The organism is Natrinema sp. H-ect4, assembly GCF_041894845.1.
Lineage (GTDB): Archaea > Halobacteriota > Halobacteria > Halobacteriales > Natrialbaceae > Natrinema.
Genome location: NZ_JBHDYC010000019.1, coordinates 35,769 through 52,964 on the forward strand (window position 1 = coordinate 35,769; position 17,196 = coordinate 52,964).

A 17,196-nucleotide genomic window follows, 5' to 3' on the forward strand; every position below is an offset into this window, starting at 1 on the left:
TTGGCCCGTAGCCTGCTATCGGCGGGTATGACTGCAGTGACGCTGGGACCCGAAGGAACCTACTCACACCGGGCGACGAACGCGATCGCCGACGGCGACGAGATCGACTTCCGCCAGTCGGTCACGGCGATCGTCGACGCCGTCGCCGCGGGCGAATACGACCGCGGCGTCATTCCCATCGAGAACAGCATCGAGGGCTCCGTGACGGAGAGCCTCGACGCCATCGCGGACTACGACATCGCCGTCGTCCGCGAGATCGTCACGCCGATCCGCCACGCCCTGCTCGCGCAGGGTCCCGAGTTCGACACCGTCGCCAGCCACTCGCAAGCGCTGGCGCAGTGTCGCACCTACCTCGAGCGCGAGTACCCCGACGCCACGCTCGAGGCCGTCGCGAGCACCGCTCAGGGCGTCGATTTCGCCCGCGACGATCCCTCGGTCGCAGGTATCGGCCACCCGGCCCTCGGCGGCGACGAACTCGAGGTGCTGGCCGAGGACATTCAGGACCAGGACTCGAACGCGACGCGCTTTTTGGCGATCGCACCCGCTGCGGAGCGCTCGACGGGCGGCGGCAAGACCTCGCTGGTGGTCTACCCGAACGCGAACTATCCCGGCTTGCTGCTCGAGTTGCTCGAGCCGTTCGCCGATCGAGACATCAACCTGACCCGCGTCGAGTCCCGGCCGAGCGGGGAGCGCTTAGGTGACTACGTCTTCCACGTCGACTTCGAGGCCGGGCTCTACGAGGCGCGGACGCAGGAGGCGATCGAGGATCTCGAAGAACTGGCCGAGAACGGCTGGGTCCGGCGGCTGGGCTCGTACGATACGGAACACGTCGTCGAGTAACGGCCTCGCGACTCGAGCGACGGAAAAGGAGAGAACTCGATTACTCGATCATCGGATCGCTCTCCGGACGGAACCACGCTCGAATGCGGTCAACGTAGGAGCCGATTCCGAGTCCCGCGACGAACGAGAGGAGTGCCGGACCGAGGATCCACAGGAGGTCGGGGTGCTCTGCACCAGTGTGAAGCACGATATCTTCCATACGTGATCGTACTCGGAAGGGGGTATAATACGAGTGATGTGGGCAGAAATGACCGAGATCGGCACCGAATTACAAGCCCGTTCCGGCTGATCTCGTGTACCTGTTCACTCGAAACGGAGACGTTCGCTCGTACCGCCGACGGGAAAATATCGGTCGCTCGAGCGAGAATCGTCCGGCCGGACCACAAACTGTTTTTTCGCGTCCCACGCTACCACGAGTATGCCACTCGCTGCAGGCGACGACGCGCCGACCGTGACCGCACGCAATCAGGACGGCGAGGAGGTCTCGCCAGCGTTCGAGGAACCGACGGTCGTCTACTTCTACCCGAAAGACGACACGCCGGGGTGTACGGTCGAGGCGAACCAGTTCCAGCGCGAGCGCGAGACCTATCGCGACGCCGGCGTCGATGTCTACGGCGTCTCGGTCGACGGCGTCGACTCCCACCGGTCCTTTTCCGAGTCGGAGGGCCTCGAGTTCGACCTGCTGGCCGATCCCGACGCCGAGATCGCCGACGCGTTCGACGTCGAACGGCGCGACAGCGGCGTGACCACCCGGACGACGTTTGTGCTGGCCGACGGCGAAGTACAGGCGGTCTACGAGGGCGTCGACCCCGACGGTCACGCACGCGACGTCTTGCTTGACGCGCTCGACGACGGGCTCGTCACCCTCCCCGAGTGACGCGTTCGATCTCCGAAACGCGAGCCGCCGTCGAGCGCCCTGCCTTCTGTCGTCGCACTGCGGGCAGAATTTATCCCGGTCGGGCCCCTACACTTGAGTATGCGACGCAATCCGTTCGACGATATCGAGGAGATGCTCGACCGCGTGAGCCGACAGGTCGAAGAGGGCATGAGCGCAGGCGGACTACAGGTCCCCGGCTCGGTGCCGGTCGACGTCGCCGACACTGACGAGCAGTACGTCGTGACGGCCGACCTCCCCGGCTACGAGACCGACGACATCGAACTGACGCTCTCGGACGGGACGCTGCGCCTCGAGGCCAATCGGACCGACGAGGAGGAGTATCCCAAGGGCAAATACCTCCGGCGCGAGCGGACCGAAACGTCGGCGAGTCGCCGGATCCGCCTGCCGGAGCCGGTCGACGAGGAGTCGGTGGCCGCCGGCTTCGAGAACGGCGTGCTGACGGTCCGACTGCCGAAGGTCTCGGGAAGCGGGGACTCGAAACAGATCGACATCGAGTAGCCGGCGCTGGAGCCCTTCAAAGCCGCCCGGCGTTCGGTCGTAGACCGGGGTCACCGACCGACGCAGTGACGCGACCGCGCGACGGCGTCCGCGCGGTCACCTGTCGGACCGTCACCGTGATCGGTCGTTTCCGGGCAGTTATTATGTCTCGATAATAACAGCTCCACCATGGTTCAAGTGGTCGCACTCGTCTTCGCGGGGATCTTTCTCCTGTTCGGCGGTATCGTGCTGTCTCGAGCCGGCGAACTCGATGATCGAAGCGAAACGATCAGCGAACTCGCATCGGCGGGCGACGAGCCGATCGAGCCGGGCGGCGAAGCCACCGTAAGTGGTCCGGTCCACGTCCTCGAGCCGGCGTCGCCGACGCGGACCGGTCCCCAGCCGAACGGGGGCGACTCGGCCGCCCTCTGGGCGTGGCGCGTCCGCCGGAAGGAGAACGCACCGAACGGCACCCGGTGGCGGACCGCCGAGGCCGAACTCACGATCGGCGAGTTCGCCATCGATCACAGCTGGGACCGCGTCCGCGTGGACGCGACGACGCTGGCAACCGACGCGGACGACGACCCCTTCGACTCGCCGGAACTGTTTCTGGGCGAGCCGGAGACGGAGTCCTATCTCGGGGACCTCGGCCCGGTCAATCGCTTCCTCGAGCGGACGGGATTGGCGAGCGAGGACGGCGTCATTAGTGATCTGGAGTTTACGGTCAACGTCGGCGGGAAGACCACCATGCCCGACAAGTATCAGGCGACCGTGGTCCGAGACGCCGACGAGCTAGTAATTCGGGGCGAGCTGACCAAAACGGCCGACGGATACGTCCTGCGAGGGACCGAGGAGACGCCGCTCATCATCGCGACCGGGAGCCTCGAAGACCAGCGCGAGCAGGTTCGCTCGTCGGTCCGACTCCGTCGGGCGGGCGGCGGGGTATTCGTCGGTATCGGCCTGCTCGTCGCGGTTCTCGCCGTCCTCTAAACTCACTCGCGATTCCGCTGCCGACGCTAGTACCAGGCCCCGCCCGACGAGACGTTGATGTCCTGGCCCGTGATGTGCCGTGAGTCCGCGCTCGCGAGGTGGACGGCCATGTCGGCGACCTCCGCGGGCGGGACCAGTTCGTCGATCATGAGACTCTCGAGGACCTCTCCCTCGACCGCCTCCGCGGAGACGCCCGCCGCCTCGGCCTGTCGCTCGAAGACGCCGCGGATTCGCTCGCCCTCGACCGGGCCGGGACAGATCGCGTTGACGGTGACGCCGTCGTCGCCGAACTCGGCCGCCAGCGCGCGAGTCACCCCGATCAGACCCATCTTCGAGGCAGCGTACGGGCCTCGGTTGGCGTAGGGCCGCTTGCCGCCGATCGAGGAGATATTGATGACGCTTCCCTGCTCGGACTCGCGCAGGTGCGGGGCCGCTTCCCGCGTGACGCGAGCCACGCCGACGACGTTGACGTCGAGAGTCTCGATCCACTCGCCGTCGGTCGTCTCCTCGAGCGGCGCGGTGGGGCCGGCGATCCCCGCGTTGTTCACGAGACAATCCAGCCCGCCGAAGGTGTCGACGGTCTCGTCGATCGCATCGGCGACCGATTCGGGATCGGTCACGTCGGTCTCGATCGCCAGCGTTCGGTCCGGGGCGTCGATCTGGGCTGCAGTTTCGTAGATGCCGTCGCTCCTGGCCGCGAGCGCGACGTTCGCACCCTCGTCGGCGAACGCGGTGGCGATTTCGCGACCGAGTCCCTGACTCGCACCCGTGACGAAGACGGTGGAATCTGCTCCCATACCTCGGGGTGTGGTGGGACGAGAATAAAATCGCTTGCCTCCCGGAACCGGTCGGGACCGAGCGTTCGGTACGGCTCGAGGGGCATTCGCCGGGACCGTTCGACGAGGCCGTTCGACGGCCCGACGGGGTACGGTATGGAAAGCTATAGGACGGCGTCCCCTCCTAGACGTATATAAGCAAATGAGCGACGCGGGATACGACCACGCGACGGTCGAACGGCGCTGGCAGGAGGCGTGGGACGAGGCGGACGTCTATCGGACGCCCGACGACGTCGAGGATCCGACGTACGTCCTCGGAATGTACCCGTATCCGTCGGGCAAACTCCACATGGGACACGTTCGCAACTACACGATTACGGACGCGTATGCTCGGTATCGCCGGATGCGCGGCGACGATGTCCTCCATCCGATGGGCTGGGACGCGTTCGGTCTCCCCGCGGAGAACGCGGCCAAAGAGCGCGACACGAATCCCCGCGACTGGACGTTCGACTGCATCGAGACCATGACCGAACAGATGGAGTCGATGGGCTTTGGCTACGACTGGGAGCGGGAGATTGCCACCTGCACGCCCGAATACTACCAGTGGAACCAGTGGCTCTTCGAGCGGTTCCACGAGGAGGGGCTCGTCGAGCGCCGCGACGCCGAGGTCAACTGGTGTCCCCACTGCGAGACCGTCCTCGCCGACGAGCAGGTCGAGGGCGAGGCGGAACTCTGCTGGCGCTGTGACACGCCCGTCGAACAGCGCGAACTCGAGCAGTGGTTCCTGAAGATCACCGAGTACGCCGACGAGTTACTGGAAGCCATCGACGACCTCGAGGGGTGGCCCAACTCGGTCCGCCAGATGCAGCGCAACTGGATCGGTCGGCAGTACGGGACGGAACTGGACTTCGAAATCGGGGAATACGGCCCGGTTGAAGCGTTCACGACCCGCGTCGACACCATCCACGGGGCGACGTTCTTCGCGCTCGCGCCAGACCACCCGATCAGCGAGGAACTGGCCGAAGAGAACGGCGACGTCCGTCACTTCATCGAGGAGGAGGCCGACCCGGACGGTGACGAACCCAATGGCGTCGAGACGGGACTGACCGCGACGAATCCCGTCACCGGCGAGGAGATCCCGGTCTACGTCGCCGATTTCGTCCTCTCAGACGTCGGGACCGGCGCGCTGATGGCCGTCCCGGCCCACGACGAGCGCGACCATGCCTTCGCCGAGAAAAAGGGCATCGAGATCAGGCCCGTCATCGCACCCGAACCGGACGACTGGGACGGTAAGACGGTTCCCGACGCACCCGACGTGAGCGAGGAAGCGTATACCGACGACGGCGTCCTGATCGACTCCGGCGAGTACTCGAGCCTCGAGAGCGAGACGGCCCGCGAACGACTCACCGAGGAGATCGAGAGCGCCGAGGAGGCCACGCAGTACCAGCTGCGCGACTGGGGTATCTCCCGGCAGCGCTACTGGGGCACCCCGATTCCAGTGATTCACTGCGACAACTGTGGCCCCGTCACGGTCCCCGAGGAGGACCTGCCCGTCGAGTTGCCGGAGTTCATCAACACCACCGGAAACCCGCTGGACGCCGCCGAGGAGTGGAAGCAGACCACGTGTCCCGACTGTGGCGGCGAAGCCGTCCGCGAGACCGACACGATGGACACCTTCGTCGACTCCTCGTGGTACTTCCTGCGGTACGTCTCGCCGGGTCTCGAGGACGCGCCCTTCGACCTGGAGCAGGCCAACGACTGGATGCCCGTCGATCAGTACGTCGGCGGCATCGAACACGCCGTGATGCATCTGCTCTACTCGCGCTTTTTCACGAAGGTGCTCGCCGACCACGAGGGGTTAGCGCACCGCGAGCCGTTCACGAACCTGCTCGCACAGGGGATGGTCCAGCTCGAGGGCGAGAAGATGTCCAAATCGAAGGGGAACGTCGTCTCGCCCCAGCGGATCGTCGAGGAGTACGGAGCCGACACCGCGCGGCTGTTCATGATGCAGGCCGCCCAGCCCGAGCGCGATTTCGACTGGAGCGAGGAGGGCGTCCAGTCGACCTACGCCTTCCTCGATCGGCTGAAGGGGATGGTCGAACAGTACGTGACGAACGAACCAGACGGCGACGACGACGCCGTTGCGAGCTACGTCGACGCGGAGATCGACGCGACGATCGCCATCGCCAGCGACGAGTACGACGACCTGACGTTCAACAAGGCGCTGCGCGAAACGCAGGATCTGACGCGGACGCTGCGACAATACGCCAATCACACCGAACCCAACGCCGAGATCTACGAGCGGGGGCTGTCGGCCGTCGTCCGACTGCTCTCGCCGGTCGCACCGCACATCGCGGAAGAGCTGTACGACGAACTGGGCAGCGAGGGATTCGTCGCCGAGGCCGAATGGCCGACCGCCGATGTCGACCGCGACTACGTGTCAAAGCGCCGTCGGCTGGTCGCGAACACTCGTGAGGATATCCGCGACATCGTCGAGGTCGCCGGGATCGAGGACCCGCAGGCGATCGACGTCGTTGTCGCCCCCGACTGGAAGTACGATGCCCTCGAGATCGCGATCGAGAGCGACGCCGACAACCTGATCGGCGAACTCATGGGCGAGCCCCACATCCGCGAGCAGGGCGACGCCGCGGCCGACTACGGGCAGGACCTCCAGGCCGAACGCGAGGCGCTCTCGATGACGCTCGGGCCGGACGACGAACACGCGGCGCTCGAGTCCGCCGCGTGGCTGATCGAACGGGAGTTCGACGCCCCGGTTCGCGTCGTTCGCGCCGACGAGGCCGACGACGACGTGCTCACGAACGCCGAGCCCGGTCGACCGGCCATCGAAATAGACGACTGAACCACCCCAGTGATCACCGGCACGTAAATCGATCGCGCCGTCCGCGGAGCGTTTCGGGTCGTTCGCCGATATTGCGGTCGGCTTTCCGCCCTGCACCACCCAATTGGGTATAATTCATATGTATTTGAGTAGTCGTTCGGCTAAACCAAATGCCGGAAATAACGTCTATAGAACTGATTCTCACGGAATAGTGTATGACTATCATTCTCGATAATAAGTTTAACCGATACATTCAATTGGGATGGGTAAACATTGGTAAAGAAGACATCGGGTAGCGTCGCGCCGCCCGACGAATCAACGAGACACTATGGCATTCGAGGACTATCTCCCTGATCGGCTCAGAGAAACGTACAGTGTAAAGATCGGTCTCATATTCTTGCTCGTCGTCCTGATGACGGTTCTGGTTTCCGCGCTCTTTTTGGGCCACGTCTCCGGTACGGTCGGCCCGGCGGCGGAAGACCACTTCAGCGATCGAACAGCGGACCGAAGCGACGTCGCAGCGGCCTGGCTCGAGACGAACGCCGAAACGGCGAGCGGGCTGGCCGCGGATGCCACCGTTCAGGAGGGGACCAACGCTGAGATCAGCGAACGGCTCGCGACGGCCCAGTCGACGCGTGGGGACCGAATCAGCGAAGTCCACTATCTCGGCGGCAACGGCGAGGTGCTCGCGAGTAGTGCGGACGGCGCGGTCGGTGAGAACTTCTTCGAAACGGCCGACGTCGAGGGTGCAAGCGACGGACCCAGCGCCGCCCACGACGCAGTCGCGAGCGATGAGTCGGTGCTGTCGTTCGTCGCCGCCGTCGACGGCGGATCGGACCGCTACGTCGCCGTTTCCGCCCCCGTGAGCGCGTTCGGGTCAACCCTCGAGACCGCAGACGACCGGCGGACGATCGTCACCGATGCAAACGGCGAGCCGATCGCGTCGGTCGGCGAGGCGGCGACGGTCGGCGATGACGCCGTCCTCGCCGCCGCTTCGCCGGACGGAGACGGCGTCGCGACCGGAACACCCGAAGACTCCGACACGGAGTTCGCGGCCACATCGGCGACAGTCGACGCCGACGGCGAATCGCTGACGGTCACGAGCTACGATACCGCGACGGCCGTCTACGGCCCACAGCAGACCGCGACGTCGTCGTTACTCGCCTTGCTGCTGGTCGTCGTCCTCCACCTCGGCCTCGTCGGGATCGTCCTCGGCGGGAACATCTCGCTGAACCTCCGGCAGCTCGCCGGCAAAGCCGAACGGATGGGTGACGGCGACCTCGACGTCAGGTTCGAGACTGACCGGATCGACGAGGTCGGATCGCTCTACGGCTCCTTTGCGTCGATGCGAGACTCGCTTCAAGAGACGCTATCGGACCTCGAGGACCAGCGCGAACGCGCCCGCGAAGCACAGCGCACGACCGAAGAGCGAAACCGCGAGCTCGAGGCCGAAGCCGAGCGCTACAGCGAGGTCATGGCGACGTGTGCCGACGGTGACCTCCAGCGGCGCCTCGAGCCCGAGACGGACCACGAGGCGATGGTCTCGATCGCCGAGGCGTTCAACGAGATGATCGCCGATCTGGAGGAGACGGTCGCTCAGGTCAAGACGATCTCCGCGGAGGTCGCGCGGACGAGTACGGAGGTCCAGACCAGCTCCGACGAGATCCGGCGGGCGAGTGAGGAGGTCAGCACGTCGGTCCAGGAGATCTCCGACGGCTCCGCATCGCAGGCCGAGGACCTGTCGATGGCGTCGACCGAGGTCAAGGAAATGTCCGCGACCGTCGAGGAGGTCGCCGCCGCGACGAGTACCATCGCCGAGCAGTCCAGTCAGGTCGACGAACTGGCGACCGACGGCCAGCGGGCGGCCACCGAGACGACGGCGGAGATGCACGCGGCCAGCGACCAGACGGAAGCCGTCGCCGAGACGATCCGGTCGCTGGACGAGGAGGCCGAGCAGATCCAAGAGATCGTCGAACTGATCGACGAGATCGCCGGCCAGACCAACATGCTCGCATTGAACGCGGCCATCGAGTCCGCGCGATCCGAAAGCGCCTCGAGCGATAGCGGCGGCTTCCAGGCCGTCGCGGACGAGGTCAAGGAACTCGCAGCTGAGACCCAGACGGCGGTCGACGACGTCGAAACTATGATCGAATCGATACAGCAGCGCGCGACGAAGAGTGCCAGGCAGATCGAGGCGGCCGAATCGACGATCGGGTCGGCGACCGAACAGGTCGACTCGCTCTCGGACAGACTCGACCGGATCGCCACAGAGATCGAACAGGTGACGATCGGCGTCCAGGAGATCGATCAGGCGACCGACGAACAGGCTGGGTCCGCCGAAGAGCTGGCGACGATCGTCCAAGACGTCGCGAGCGTCGCCGACGAGACGACATCGCAGGCCCAGCAGGTCGCCGCGGCCGCCGAAGAGACCACTGCGACGATCGCCGACGTCTCCGCCGAGGCGACGCGGCTCGACGAACGGGCGGCGAACCTCGCCGACGCCGTCGACGAGTTCACCGTTTCCGCAGGGGCCGATCCGACCGCGACCCCGGCGGGACAGGGAGGTGACAGCCGATGATCCCCGAACTCCAACTCTATCGGATCGCCTTCTACGCGATGGTTGCCGCAACCGTCGGCTTCCTCGTCTGGATCGTACGAATGCCGGCCGGGAAGCGACGGTACTACCTGCCCGTCCCGATCATCTGCGGGACGCTCGCGCTCGCCAACTTCGGAATGTCGATCGAGCTGTTCAGAATTACGACGGCGGGAGGCGATCCGATTCCGATGACCCGGTACGTCGACTACACGATCGTGACGCCGATCATGGTCATCGTCGCCGGGCTGATCGCCGGCGCGACGCGACGACAACTGGCTGCAGCCGCCGTTCTGAGCGTGGCGTGGGTCGGTTCGACGATGGCCCGCTATCTCCTCGAGCCCCCGTTGAACGCGGCGGCCGGGATCGTCACGATCGTCTCCCTCGTGGCGATCGTTTACCTGATGGTGTGGCCGCTCACGAAGCGCTCCGCAGCCCAAAGCGGCGAGCGCGTCCTGCTCTACGGGAAGCTCCGGAACTTGCTCCTGTTGCTCTGGGTGTTCTATCTGATCATGGGATTCGTCTCGCGACAGGGCCTCGGACTGCTCGACGCGTTCGGCGGTATCTTCGTCGTGTCCTACCTCGACATCCTCGCCCGGATCGGGTTCGGCGTGCTGGTGTTACGAGCGACCGACGCCACCGATCAGGTGATCGAGAGTCTCAGATCGTCGGACGCGGGTGACGACGGCTCGGACGGCGTCACACTCGAGAGATCCGACGACACAGCGGTCGATCCGGCTGACTGACGCAAGCGCCACGGTTCGGTATCAGACGGCGGCCCTGTCCGCGGGGCAACGGGCAAACCGCCATCGGATTTGACAGCATCCTATCTAGTATTTACGTCGCCCCGTCGTCGGGTAGTGACAGTACCTGTTGGTTCCGAGGATGACTACACAACGCACGGATCCGTTTCGATGGACGTTCGCAAGAGGATCGTCGCCGACCGCACCGCACGTCGCCTCGATGACCTGGCGCCACGGACTGCTCGCTCACTGGCCGGTCGATCCGGACGAACTTCGACCGCACGTCCCCGGTCAACTGACTCTCGAGACGCGGGACGGCCGCGCTTGGCTGAGCGTGCTCCCGTTCGTGCTGACGAACGTGGGTCTCCGCGGGACGCCGTCGATCACTCGGCTGGCGTTTCCGGTACTCACCGTCCGGACATACGTCCGTTATCGGGGCGACCCCGGCGTCTTTTTCTTCAGTATCGATCTCGACAGGTCGCCGATCGCGACGACGATCGGCCGAACGACGAGATTGCCCATCTCCGACGCGAACATTCGAGTTGGAGCCACCGAAGAGAACCACGTTGCCTTCGCGAGCGAGCGCCGGCGGACGGACGGTGACACACCCGCTCGATTCGCCGCGACCTACCGTCCCGACGGCGAGATCCGGACCGCCGAACCGGACATGCTCGAGCACTGGCTCACCGCCCGTCGGCGGTTCTACACGCCGACCGCCAACGGCGTACTGGCCGGCGAGGTCGCACACGATCCGTGGCCGCTCCAGCCCGCCGAGGTGACGATCCACGAGAACACGATGCTCAAGGCCAACGGCCTGCCAAGCACGACCGACGACCCGGTCGTCCACTACGCCGACGAGCTTTCGATGACCGGCTCGATTCTGCGACGACTGCGTGGAACGTGAGTAGTGCGAGCGGCCATCAATGAATCGAGACGCGCCCGCAGTTCGGTCGGCTGCCAGCTCACGCGAGTGCAGTAAGTGAGCGAGCGGAACAACTGAAACGAGTTACACGCCGATCGGACAGTCCGCGGTTCTCGCTCACTGCGTTTGCTCACGGCTCGCTTCGCTCACCGTTCGCATCCCCGCGGTTCTCGCTCACTGCGTTCGCTCACGGCTCGCTCCGCTCACCGTTCGCATCCCCGCGGTTCTCGCTCACTACGTTCGCTCCGAACCGCGTTCGCTCCGAACCGCGCTCGCTCCGAACCGCGCTCGCTCCGAACCGCGCTTGCCCCGAACCGCGCTCGCTCCGAACCGCGCTCCCGTCGTGCGATCGGGTATGAAGTGACTGTCAGTGGCTACGATAGCAGTCTTACGGGCTGTATCGCTGCTTTACCTCGTCCAGCTCCGCCGCGATTTCCGTGGCACTTCCGGACGCCTCCACGGCGCTCTTCGCGTCTTTCAGTCCGTAGCCGGTAACGACGGCGAGCACCGATTCGTCTTCGTCGATGATCCCCTCCGATAGCGCCTTTCGAATCCCCGCGATGGGGGCCGCCCCGGCGGGTTCGGCGTAGATTCCCTCGGCGCTGCCGAGCGTCTTCTCCCCGCGGAGGATCTCGTCGTCACTGACCACTACGGACGTACCGCCGCTCTCGTTCAGTGCTTTCACCGCCTTCAGCGTATTGCGCGGACGACCGACTGCGATGCTGTCTGCGAGCGTGTTCGCGACGTCGTCGGTCGAGTCGTGTTCGTGGTACGCGTCGTGGATGGCCCTCGCACCTTCGGCCTGAACGCCGAGCATTTTCGGCGCTTCGTCGACGAACCCGAGATCGCGAAATTCGCGAAACCCCTTCCAGCCGCCGTAGATCGTACAGCCGTCTCCCATCGAGAACACCAACCAATCCGGCACGTCGCCCCGCGTTTGCTCGGCGAGTTCGTGACCGACGGTTCGCTTGCCCTCGACCTGAAACGGGTTGATCGCAGCGTTGCGGTTGTACCAGCCGAACTCCTCGGTTACCTCCATACTGAGATCGTAGGCCTCGTCGTAACTCCCCCGGACGGCGAGTACGTCCGCACCGTAGACCAGCGGTTGTGCGAGTTTCCCTTCCGGCGCATCGCCCGGAACGAAGATCCGACAGTCGAGTCCGCCCCGGGCAGCGTACCCGGCGAGCGACGCCGCGGCGTTGCCGGTCGACGCGCACGTAACGACGTCACGGCCAGCGTGGGTCGCCTTCGTCACCGAAACGCTAGTCGCGCGGTCCTTCAGAACGCCCGTCGGGTTTCGTCCGTCGTCTTTTACCCGCATCTCGACACCCAGTTCGTCGCTGAGGCGCGGCGCATCGTAGAGGTCCGTTCCACCCTCCTGCAACGTCACCGGCTCCGCGTCCTCCTCGACCGGGAGGAACGCCCGATACTTCCACTGATCACGGATATTCCCGTCGAGGGGTTCGTCAAAGCGTTCGCGGACGACGTCGTAGTCGTACTGCACCTCGAGTATGCCCTGAACACTCGGATGGTTCGAACAGGTGTAGACGAGTTGTTCGGGGTCGTACGTTTCGCCACAGAGCGTACATTCGAGCGTCCGTACGTGTTCCATCGCTGTGTCAAGACAGGAGAGAGAGCAAGTAGAAGTTACTCCCTCCCGTCCGAGAACGGTGTCGGTCCGGCGGATGGACGCTTCGTCGAGCAAGTTCCGTCCTGACTGGAGTGTCTGAACGGCGACCGGCAATTCGATCGGCGGACAGCGGACCGTGAAGCGACTTACGGCGATCCCTCGAAACCGACCATGTCGAACCCGTAGCCCGCACCGTCCACCGACGCCCGTTCGTAGACCACTCGCGCGGCCGCCACGTCCTGAATCGCGAGTCCGGTCGAGTCGAACACCGTGATCCCAGTCTCGCCGGTCCGCCCCGCTTTCGATCCGACCACGAGTTCGCCGATCTCACCGTGAATGTCCGCGTCGCTCAGCGTCCCCGCGCGGTAGGGGACGTTGATCTCGCCCGAGTGGGTACACTGCTCGTGGTCGTCGATAACGATCGTCGCCGCCTCGAGCAACGCATCAGCTAGCTCGTGTTTCCCCTCGGCGTCGGCCCCGATGGCGTTGACATGCGTGCGCTCGCCGACGTCCTCGAGCCCCACGATCGGCTCCTCGACCGGCGTCACGGTCGAGAGTACGTCACAGTGCCCAGCCTCCGAAATCGAGCCCCCGCAGACGTCGAAGCGATCCTCGTAGGTCTCGACGAACCGCTGGACTCGCTCGTCGTCGGGATCCGAGATGACGACCTCCTCGATCGGTCGGACCTCGCTGATCGCCTCGAGTTGGGTGTACGACTGGACACCGGCCCCGACGAGGCCGAGGCTCGAGGCGTCCTCGACGGCCAGATAGTCGGTCGCGACCGCCGCCGCAGCGCCCGTGCGTTTCATGGTGAGCGTCGTCCCGTCCATGATCGCCAGCGGAAACGCGGTCTCGGGATCGGAGTAGATCATCGTCCCCAGTACGGTCGGCAGGTCGTGATCTTCGGGGTTGTCCGGGTGGACGTTGACCCATTTCAGTCCGGCGGCGTCCCACTCGCCCGTATCGAGGTAGGCAGGCATCGACCGAAAGTCGCCGTTGTACTGCGGGAGGTCGATATAGGACTTGGCGGGCATCTGCGTCGTCCCGCGTTCGAAGGCCGCGAACGCCTGCTCGACCGCGTCGATGACGTCGCCGAGGGCGGCGTGCTCGTCGACGTCGTCGCTGTCCAGAAGGATCGTGTTCATAGTGGTGAATATTGCGGGCCGCTACTTAGTTCGTCAGTATCAGCCGACAAGACGTGAAACGGGCCGGCTCCCGCGGACACGATCGTCTCTCGGACCGCCGCCGAACTCGAGGCAATACCGACGGACGACCCGAACGAGCCTGGCGGGACGGTCCTGGTGTGACGGCGGTCAGTCGGCAGCGAACGACACCAGGAGACTGCCGCTCCCCAGAAGCAGTAGTATGCCCCCGAGTAGCAGTACCAGTGGTGCACCCGTCCCGCTTCCAGTCACGGCGAGCGGGCCGTCCGAGAGGACCACGAGGAGTCCCCCGATGGCGATCGAAGCGAGTCCGGACTGCCGCCGGTCCATTCGTGTTAGATACGTGTCATCCACTGGCGTATAAGCCTGACGGTGCCAGCCGATCCGGATCGCCATCGGTTCGATCACGGGCCCGGGTTCGGCAGCGCGGACGAGGGCGATTAGTCCCCCTCGTCGACGGATCACCGTCGCGCTCGAAGCAGCAGGATGCTGGTCCGATATGACTCGAGTCGTTCGCCGTCGCCGGCGTCCTGAAAGTCGAACGCTTCCTCGAGTGCTGCCGGCGCGTCGGATAGCAGCAGACGGATCTCCCGCCGACGGTCGGCCGGCACGTCCATCCGATCGAGCCAGGCGTCGACCTCGAGGCGACGACTTGCCTCGCGGTCGGTTTCGACCGTCAGATCGGTTTCCTCGAACAGTTCGAGCCAGCGCGTTCGGGAGTAGGTCTCGACGTGACCCGAATCACGAAGCCGCTCGATCCGATTCACGTACGCCGCCAGTTCGGGATCGTTCGGGACACAGAGGTCCTCGAGCGCGAAGACGCCGCCCGGTTCGAGGACGCGTTCGACCTCCGCGAGGAAGGCAGCGGGGTCCGGAAAGTGGTGCGCGGCGAAGCGGCAGGTGACAGCGTCGAACCGGTCAGCGGCGAACGGCAACCGCTCGGCGTCGACTGCCACGCCCTCGATGCGAGGATACTCAGTCGTCGCCGTCCGGACCATCTCCGGCGAGAGGTCCGCTGCGACGACCCTCGAAACACCCGTCTCGGCGAGCGCACCGGCTACGTGTCCCGCACCGGTTGCCACGTCGAGCGTATACGTCGCGTCCTGACACCAGTCGACGAGTTGGTCAAGGTCGGTCCCCTCCTTGAGAACTGCCCCGTCCCGATAACCATCCGTGGCGTCTCCGAAGGCGGCCGCTACGTCCTGCTTTCTGTCGGTATCGTTTGTCACAATCGTCTCTTGTGACGAAACAAATATGAAGGTTGCGCGGGGGCGGCTCTCGAGCCTCGAGCGGTCGGATCGTCGATCTGAGTCGAAATCGAAAACTCGTCGGGACGGTATCGACCGAAACGAACCGCGAGAGTACGGGATTCGGGAGCGACGACGAAAGAGAAAACGACGAAATGGGCCGACTGCAGTGGGCAACTCGAGCGGACGAGAGCCCGCCGAACAAGCCCCCGACCGAGCGCGTAGCGCTCGGGCCGACAACTGATGTGACGGCTGCGCTCCGCGCAGCCGGAACGGAAGGCGGAGGCTTTTATACTAAATTTTGTCGAGGGCCGCCGAAGGCGGCCCGCAGAGCAAAATTTAGTTTTACATCATGCCGCCCATGCCGCCGCCCATACCGCCCATGCCGCCGCCCATGCCACCGCCGCCCGGCGGCATCTCTTCGTCATCGTCGTCGTGGGAGACCGCGAGGTCGCCCGCGGCGATGACGTCGTCGATGCGAAGCAGCATGACGGCCGCCTCGGTGGCGGACTCGATCGCCTGCGTCTTCACGCGAAGCGGCTCGTAGACGCCCTCGGCGTCCATGTCGATGGTGTCGCCGGTGTAGGCATCGAGCCCGGCACCCGTGTCGCCGCCGTCGTGGGCGCTGCGCAGCTCCACGAGGGAGTCGATGGGGTCGAGCCCGGCGTTCTCGGCCAGCGTTCGCGGGATGACCTCGAGCGCGTCGGCGAAGGCCTCGACTGCGAGCTGTTCGCGGCCGCCGACGGAGTCAGCGTAGTCGCGCAGCGAGAGCGAGACGTCGATCTCGGGTGCGCCGCCGCCGGCGAGCACCTTGCCGTCTTCGAGCGTCGTTCGGACGACGCCGAGGGAGTCCTCGACGGCGCGGTCGATCTCGTCGATGACGTGCTCGGTGCCACCGCGGAGGATCAGCGTGACAGCCTTTGCGTCCTCGACATCTTCGACGAAGATGCGCTGGTCGCCGGCGATCTCCTTCTGAGCAACGCTACCGGCGGCACCGAGGTCGTCCTCGGTCAGGTCGTCGACGCTCGAGACCGGCGTTGCGCCGGTCGCGCGGGCGAGCTGGGCCTGGTCGCTGGACTTGACGCGACGGACTGCGATGATGCCCTCCTGTGCGAGGTAGTGCTGGGCCATGTCGTCGATGCCGCCGTCGACGAAGACGACATCGGCACCGACGTCGGCGACTTTCTCGGCCATCTCGCGCAGCTGGGCCTCCTCCTGCTCGAGGAACTGCTCAAGCTGGTCGGGATCGGTGACGTTGACCTCGGCGTCGATCTCGGTCTCCTTGATCTCGAGGTCGCCGTTGACGATTGCGACGTCGGCGTCCTCGGCGAAGTACGGCATGCTGTCGGAGACGCGCTCCTTGTCGACGATGACGCCTTCGACGAGTTCGGAGTTCTCGACGGAGCCGCCGACGACCTTCTCGACTTTGATGTTGTCCGTGTCGACGCCCTCGTCGTCGGCGACCGCGCGAACGGCCTCGACGATGAGTTCGGAGAGCAGGTCCTTCGCGTTCTCCGCGCCCTTGCCGGTCATCGCCGTCGCGGCGATCTGCTCGAGGATCTCGGTGTCTCCCTCGTCGACGTCGATGGCGATCTCTTCGAGAGCCGCGGTGGCTTCCTCGGCGGCCTCTCGGTACCCCTGGGCGAGGGTGGTGGCGTGGATGTCCTGGTCGAGGAGGTCCTCGGCCTGGCTGAGGAGTTCGCCGGCGATGACGACGGCGCTGGTAGTGCCGTCACCGACTTCCTCTTCTTGGGTCTCGGCGACTTCGACGATCATGTCGGCCGCGGGGTGGTCGATCTCCATCTCCGAGAGCAGTGTGACACCGTCGTTGGTGACGATGACGTTGCCCGAGGAGTCGACGAGCATCTTGTCCATCCCCTTCGGGCCGAGCGTCGTCCGAACGGACTCGGCGACGGCCTTCCCGGCCTGTACGTTCATCGACTGCGCGTCCTCTCCGGAGGTTCGCTGACTGTCCTCCGAGAGTACGATAAGGGGCTGATTGCCCATCTGCTGTTGAGCCATAGTCACTCGAGTGATTGTTTGTGATTCTATATAAGCCTTTCTCTATCAAATGGACA

The 17,196-nt window shown here is 65.2% G+C and carries 15 protein-coding genes; 8 read left to right on the top strand and 7 right to left on the bottom strand.

Annotated features, from left to right (window positions below):
* Positions 1–27: 27 nt before the first annotated feature.
* Positions 28–840 (top strand): prephenate dehydratase, encoded by an 813-nt coding sequence (gene pheA, locus ACEWFR_RS19780; RefSeq protein WP_374062662.1) that lies wholly within the window; start codon positions 28–30, stop codon positions 838–840.
* Between the two features lie 40 nt (positions 841–880).
* On the opposite strand, the gene ACEWFR_RS19785 is transcribed toward pheA, so the two are convergent.
* Positions 881–1,039, bottom strand: a complete 159-nt coding sequence (locus ACEWFR_RS19785; RefSeq protein ID WP_374062663.1) for a hypothetical protein — start codon at positions 1,037–1,039, stop codon at positions 881–883.
* Between the two features lie 219 nt (positions 1,040–1,258).
* Between ACEWFR_RS19785 and ACEWFR_RS19790 the strand changes: the two genes are divergently transcribed.
* From ACEWFR_RS19790 to ACEWFR_RS19800, 3 genes are all read left to right on the top strand, one after another.
* The gene (locus tag ACEWFR_RS19790; protein WP_374062664.1) at positions 1,259–1,717 is read left to right on the top strand and encodes a peroxiredoxin; all 459 of its coding nucleotides are present in this window, start codon (positions 1,259–1,261) and stop codon (positions 1,715–1,717) included.
* Positions 1,718–1,816: 99 nt separating this feature from the next.
* Complete coding sequence (locus ACEWFR_RS19795) at positions 1,817–2,236, top strand: Hsp20/alpha crystallin family protein (protein ID WP_374062665.1); 420 nt, start codon at positions 1,817–1,819, stop codon at positions 2,234–2,236.
* A gap of 168 nt (positions 2,237–2,404) precedes the next feature.
* A complete protein-coding gene (locus ACEWFR_RS19800) occupies positions 2,405–3,205 on the top strand; it encodes a hypothetical protein (RefSeq protein ID WP_374062666.1) in 801 nt (266 codons plus the stop codon).
* 26 nt (positions 3,206–3,231) lie between these two features.
* Here ACEWFR_RS19800 and ACEWFR_RS19805 read toward each other — a convergent pair whose 3' ends face one another.
* The gene (locus tag ACEWFR_RS19805; RefSeq protein ID WP_374062667.1) at positions 3,232–4,002 is read right to left on the bottom strand and encodes an SDR family NAD(P)-dependent oxidoreductase; all 771 of its coding nucleotides are present in this window, start codon (positions 4,000–4,002) and stop codon (positions 3,232–3,234) included.
* 181 nt (positions 4,003–4,183) lie between these two features.
* On the opposite strand from ACEWFR_RS19805, the gene leuS reads away from it, so the two are divergent.
* From leuS to ACEWFR_RS19825, 4 genes are all read left to right on the top strand, one after another.
* Positions 4,184–6,841, top strand: a complete 2,658-nt coding sequence (gene leuS / locus ACEWFR_RS19810; protein WP_374062668.1) for a leucine--tRNA ligase — start codon at positions 4,184–4,186, stop codon at positions 6,839–6,841.
* Positions 6,842–7,148: 307 nt separating this feature from the next.
* On the top strand, positions 7,149–9,398 hold the full coding sequence (locus tag ACEWFR_RS19815; protein WP_374062669.1) for a methyl-accepting chemotaxis protein: 2,250 nt from the start codon (positions 7,149–7,151) through the stop codon (positions 9,396–9,398).
* Positions 9,395–10,159: a bacteriorhodopsin gene (locus tag ACEWFR_RS19820; protein WP_374062670.1), complete on the top strand. Its 765-nt coding sequence runs from the start codon at positions 9,395–9,397 to the stop codon at positions 10,157–10,159. The genes ACEWFR_RS19815 and ACEWFR_RS19820 overlap by 4 nt, the downstream gene beginning before the upstream one ends.
* A 139-nt stretch (positions 10,160–10,298) precedes the next feature.
* Positions 10,299–11,060, top strand: a complete 762-nt coding sequence (locus tag ACEWFR_RS19825) for a YqjF family protein (protein ID WP_374062671.1) — start codon at positions 10,299–10,301, stop codon at positions 11,058–11,060.
* Positions 11,061–11,466: 406 nt separating this feature from the next.
* On the opposite strand, the gene thrC is transcribed toward ACEWFR_RS19825, so the two are convergent.
* The 5 genes from thrC to thsA all read right to left on the bottom strand — a co-directional run bounded on the left by thrC (position 11,467) and on the right by thsA (position 17,125).
* Positions 11,467–12,690, bottom strand: a complete 1,224-nt coding sequence (gene thrC, locus ACEWFR_RS19830) for a threonine synthase (protein ID WP_374062672.1) — start codon at positions 12,688–12,690, stop codon at positions 11,467–11,469.
* 164 nt (positions 12,691–12,854) lie between these two features.
* Positions 12,855–13,853, bottom strand: a complete 999-nt coding sequence (locus ACEWFR_RS19835) for an ornithine cyclodeaminase family protein (protein ID WP_374062673.1) — start codon at positions 13,851–13,853, stop codon at positions 12,855–12,857.
* Between the two features lie 168 nt (positions 13,854–14,021).
* Positions 14,022–14,201, bottom strand: coding sequence for a hypothetical protein (locus ACEWFR_RS19840; protein ID WP_374062674.1), 180 nt, complete (start codon positions 14,199–14,201; stop codon positions 14,022–14,024).
* Between the two features lie 131 nt (positions 14,202–14,332).
* Complete coding sequence (locus ACEWFR_RS19845) at positions 14,333–15,100, bottom strand: class I SAM-dependent methyltransferase (RefSeq protein WP_374062675.1); 768 nt, start codon at positions 15,098–15,100, stop codon at positions 14,333–14,335.
* 363 nt (positions 15,101–15,463) lie between these two features.
* On the bottom strand, positions 15,464–17,125 hold the full coding sequence (thsA, locus tag ACEWFR_RS19850; RefSeq protein ID WP_374062692.1) for a thermosome subunit alpha: 1,662 nt from the start codon (positions 17,123–17,125) through the stop codon (positions 15,464–15,466).
* Positions 17,126–17,196 lie beyond the last annotated feature (71 nt).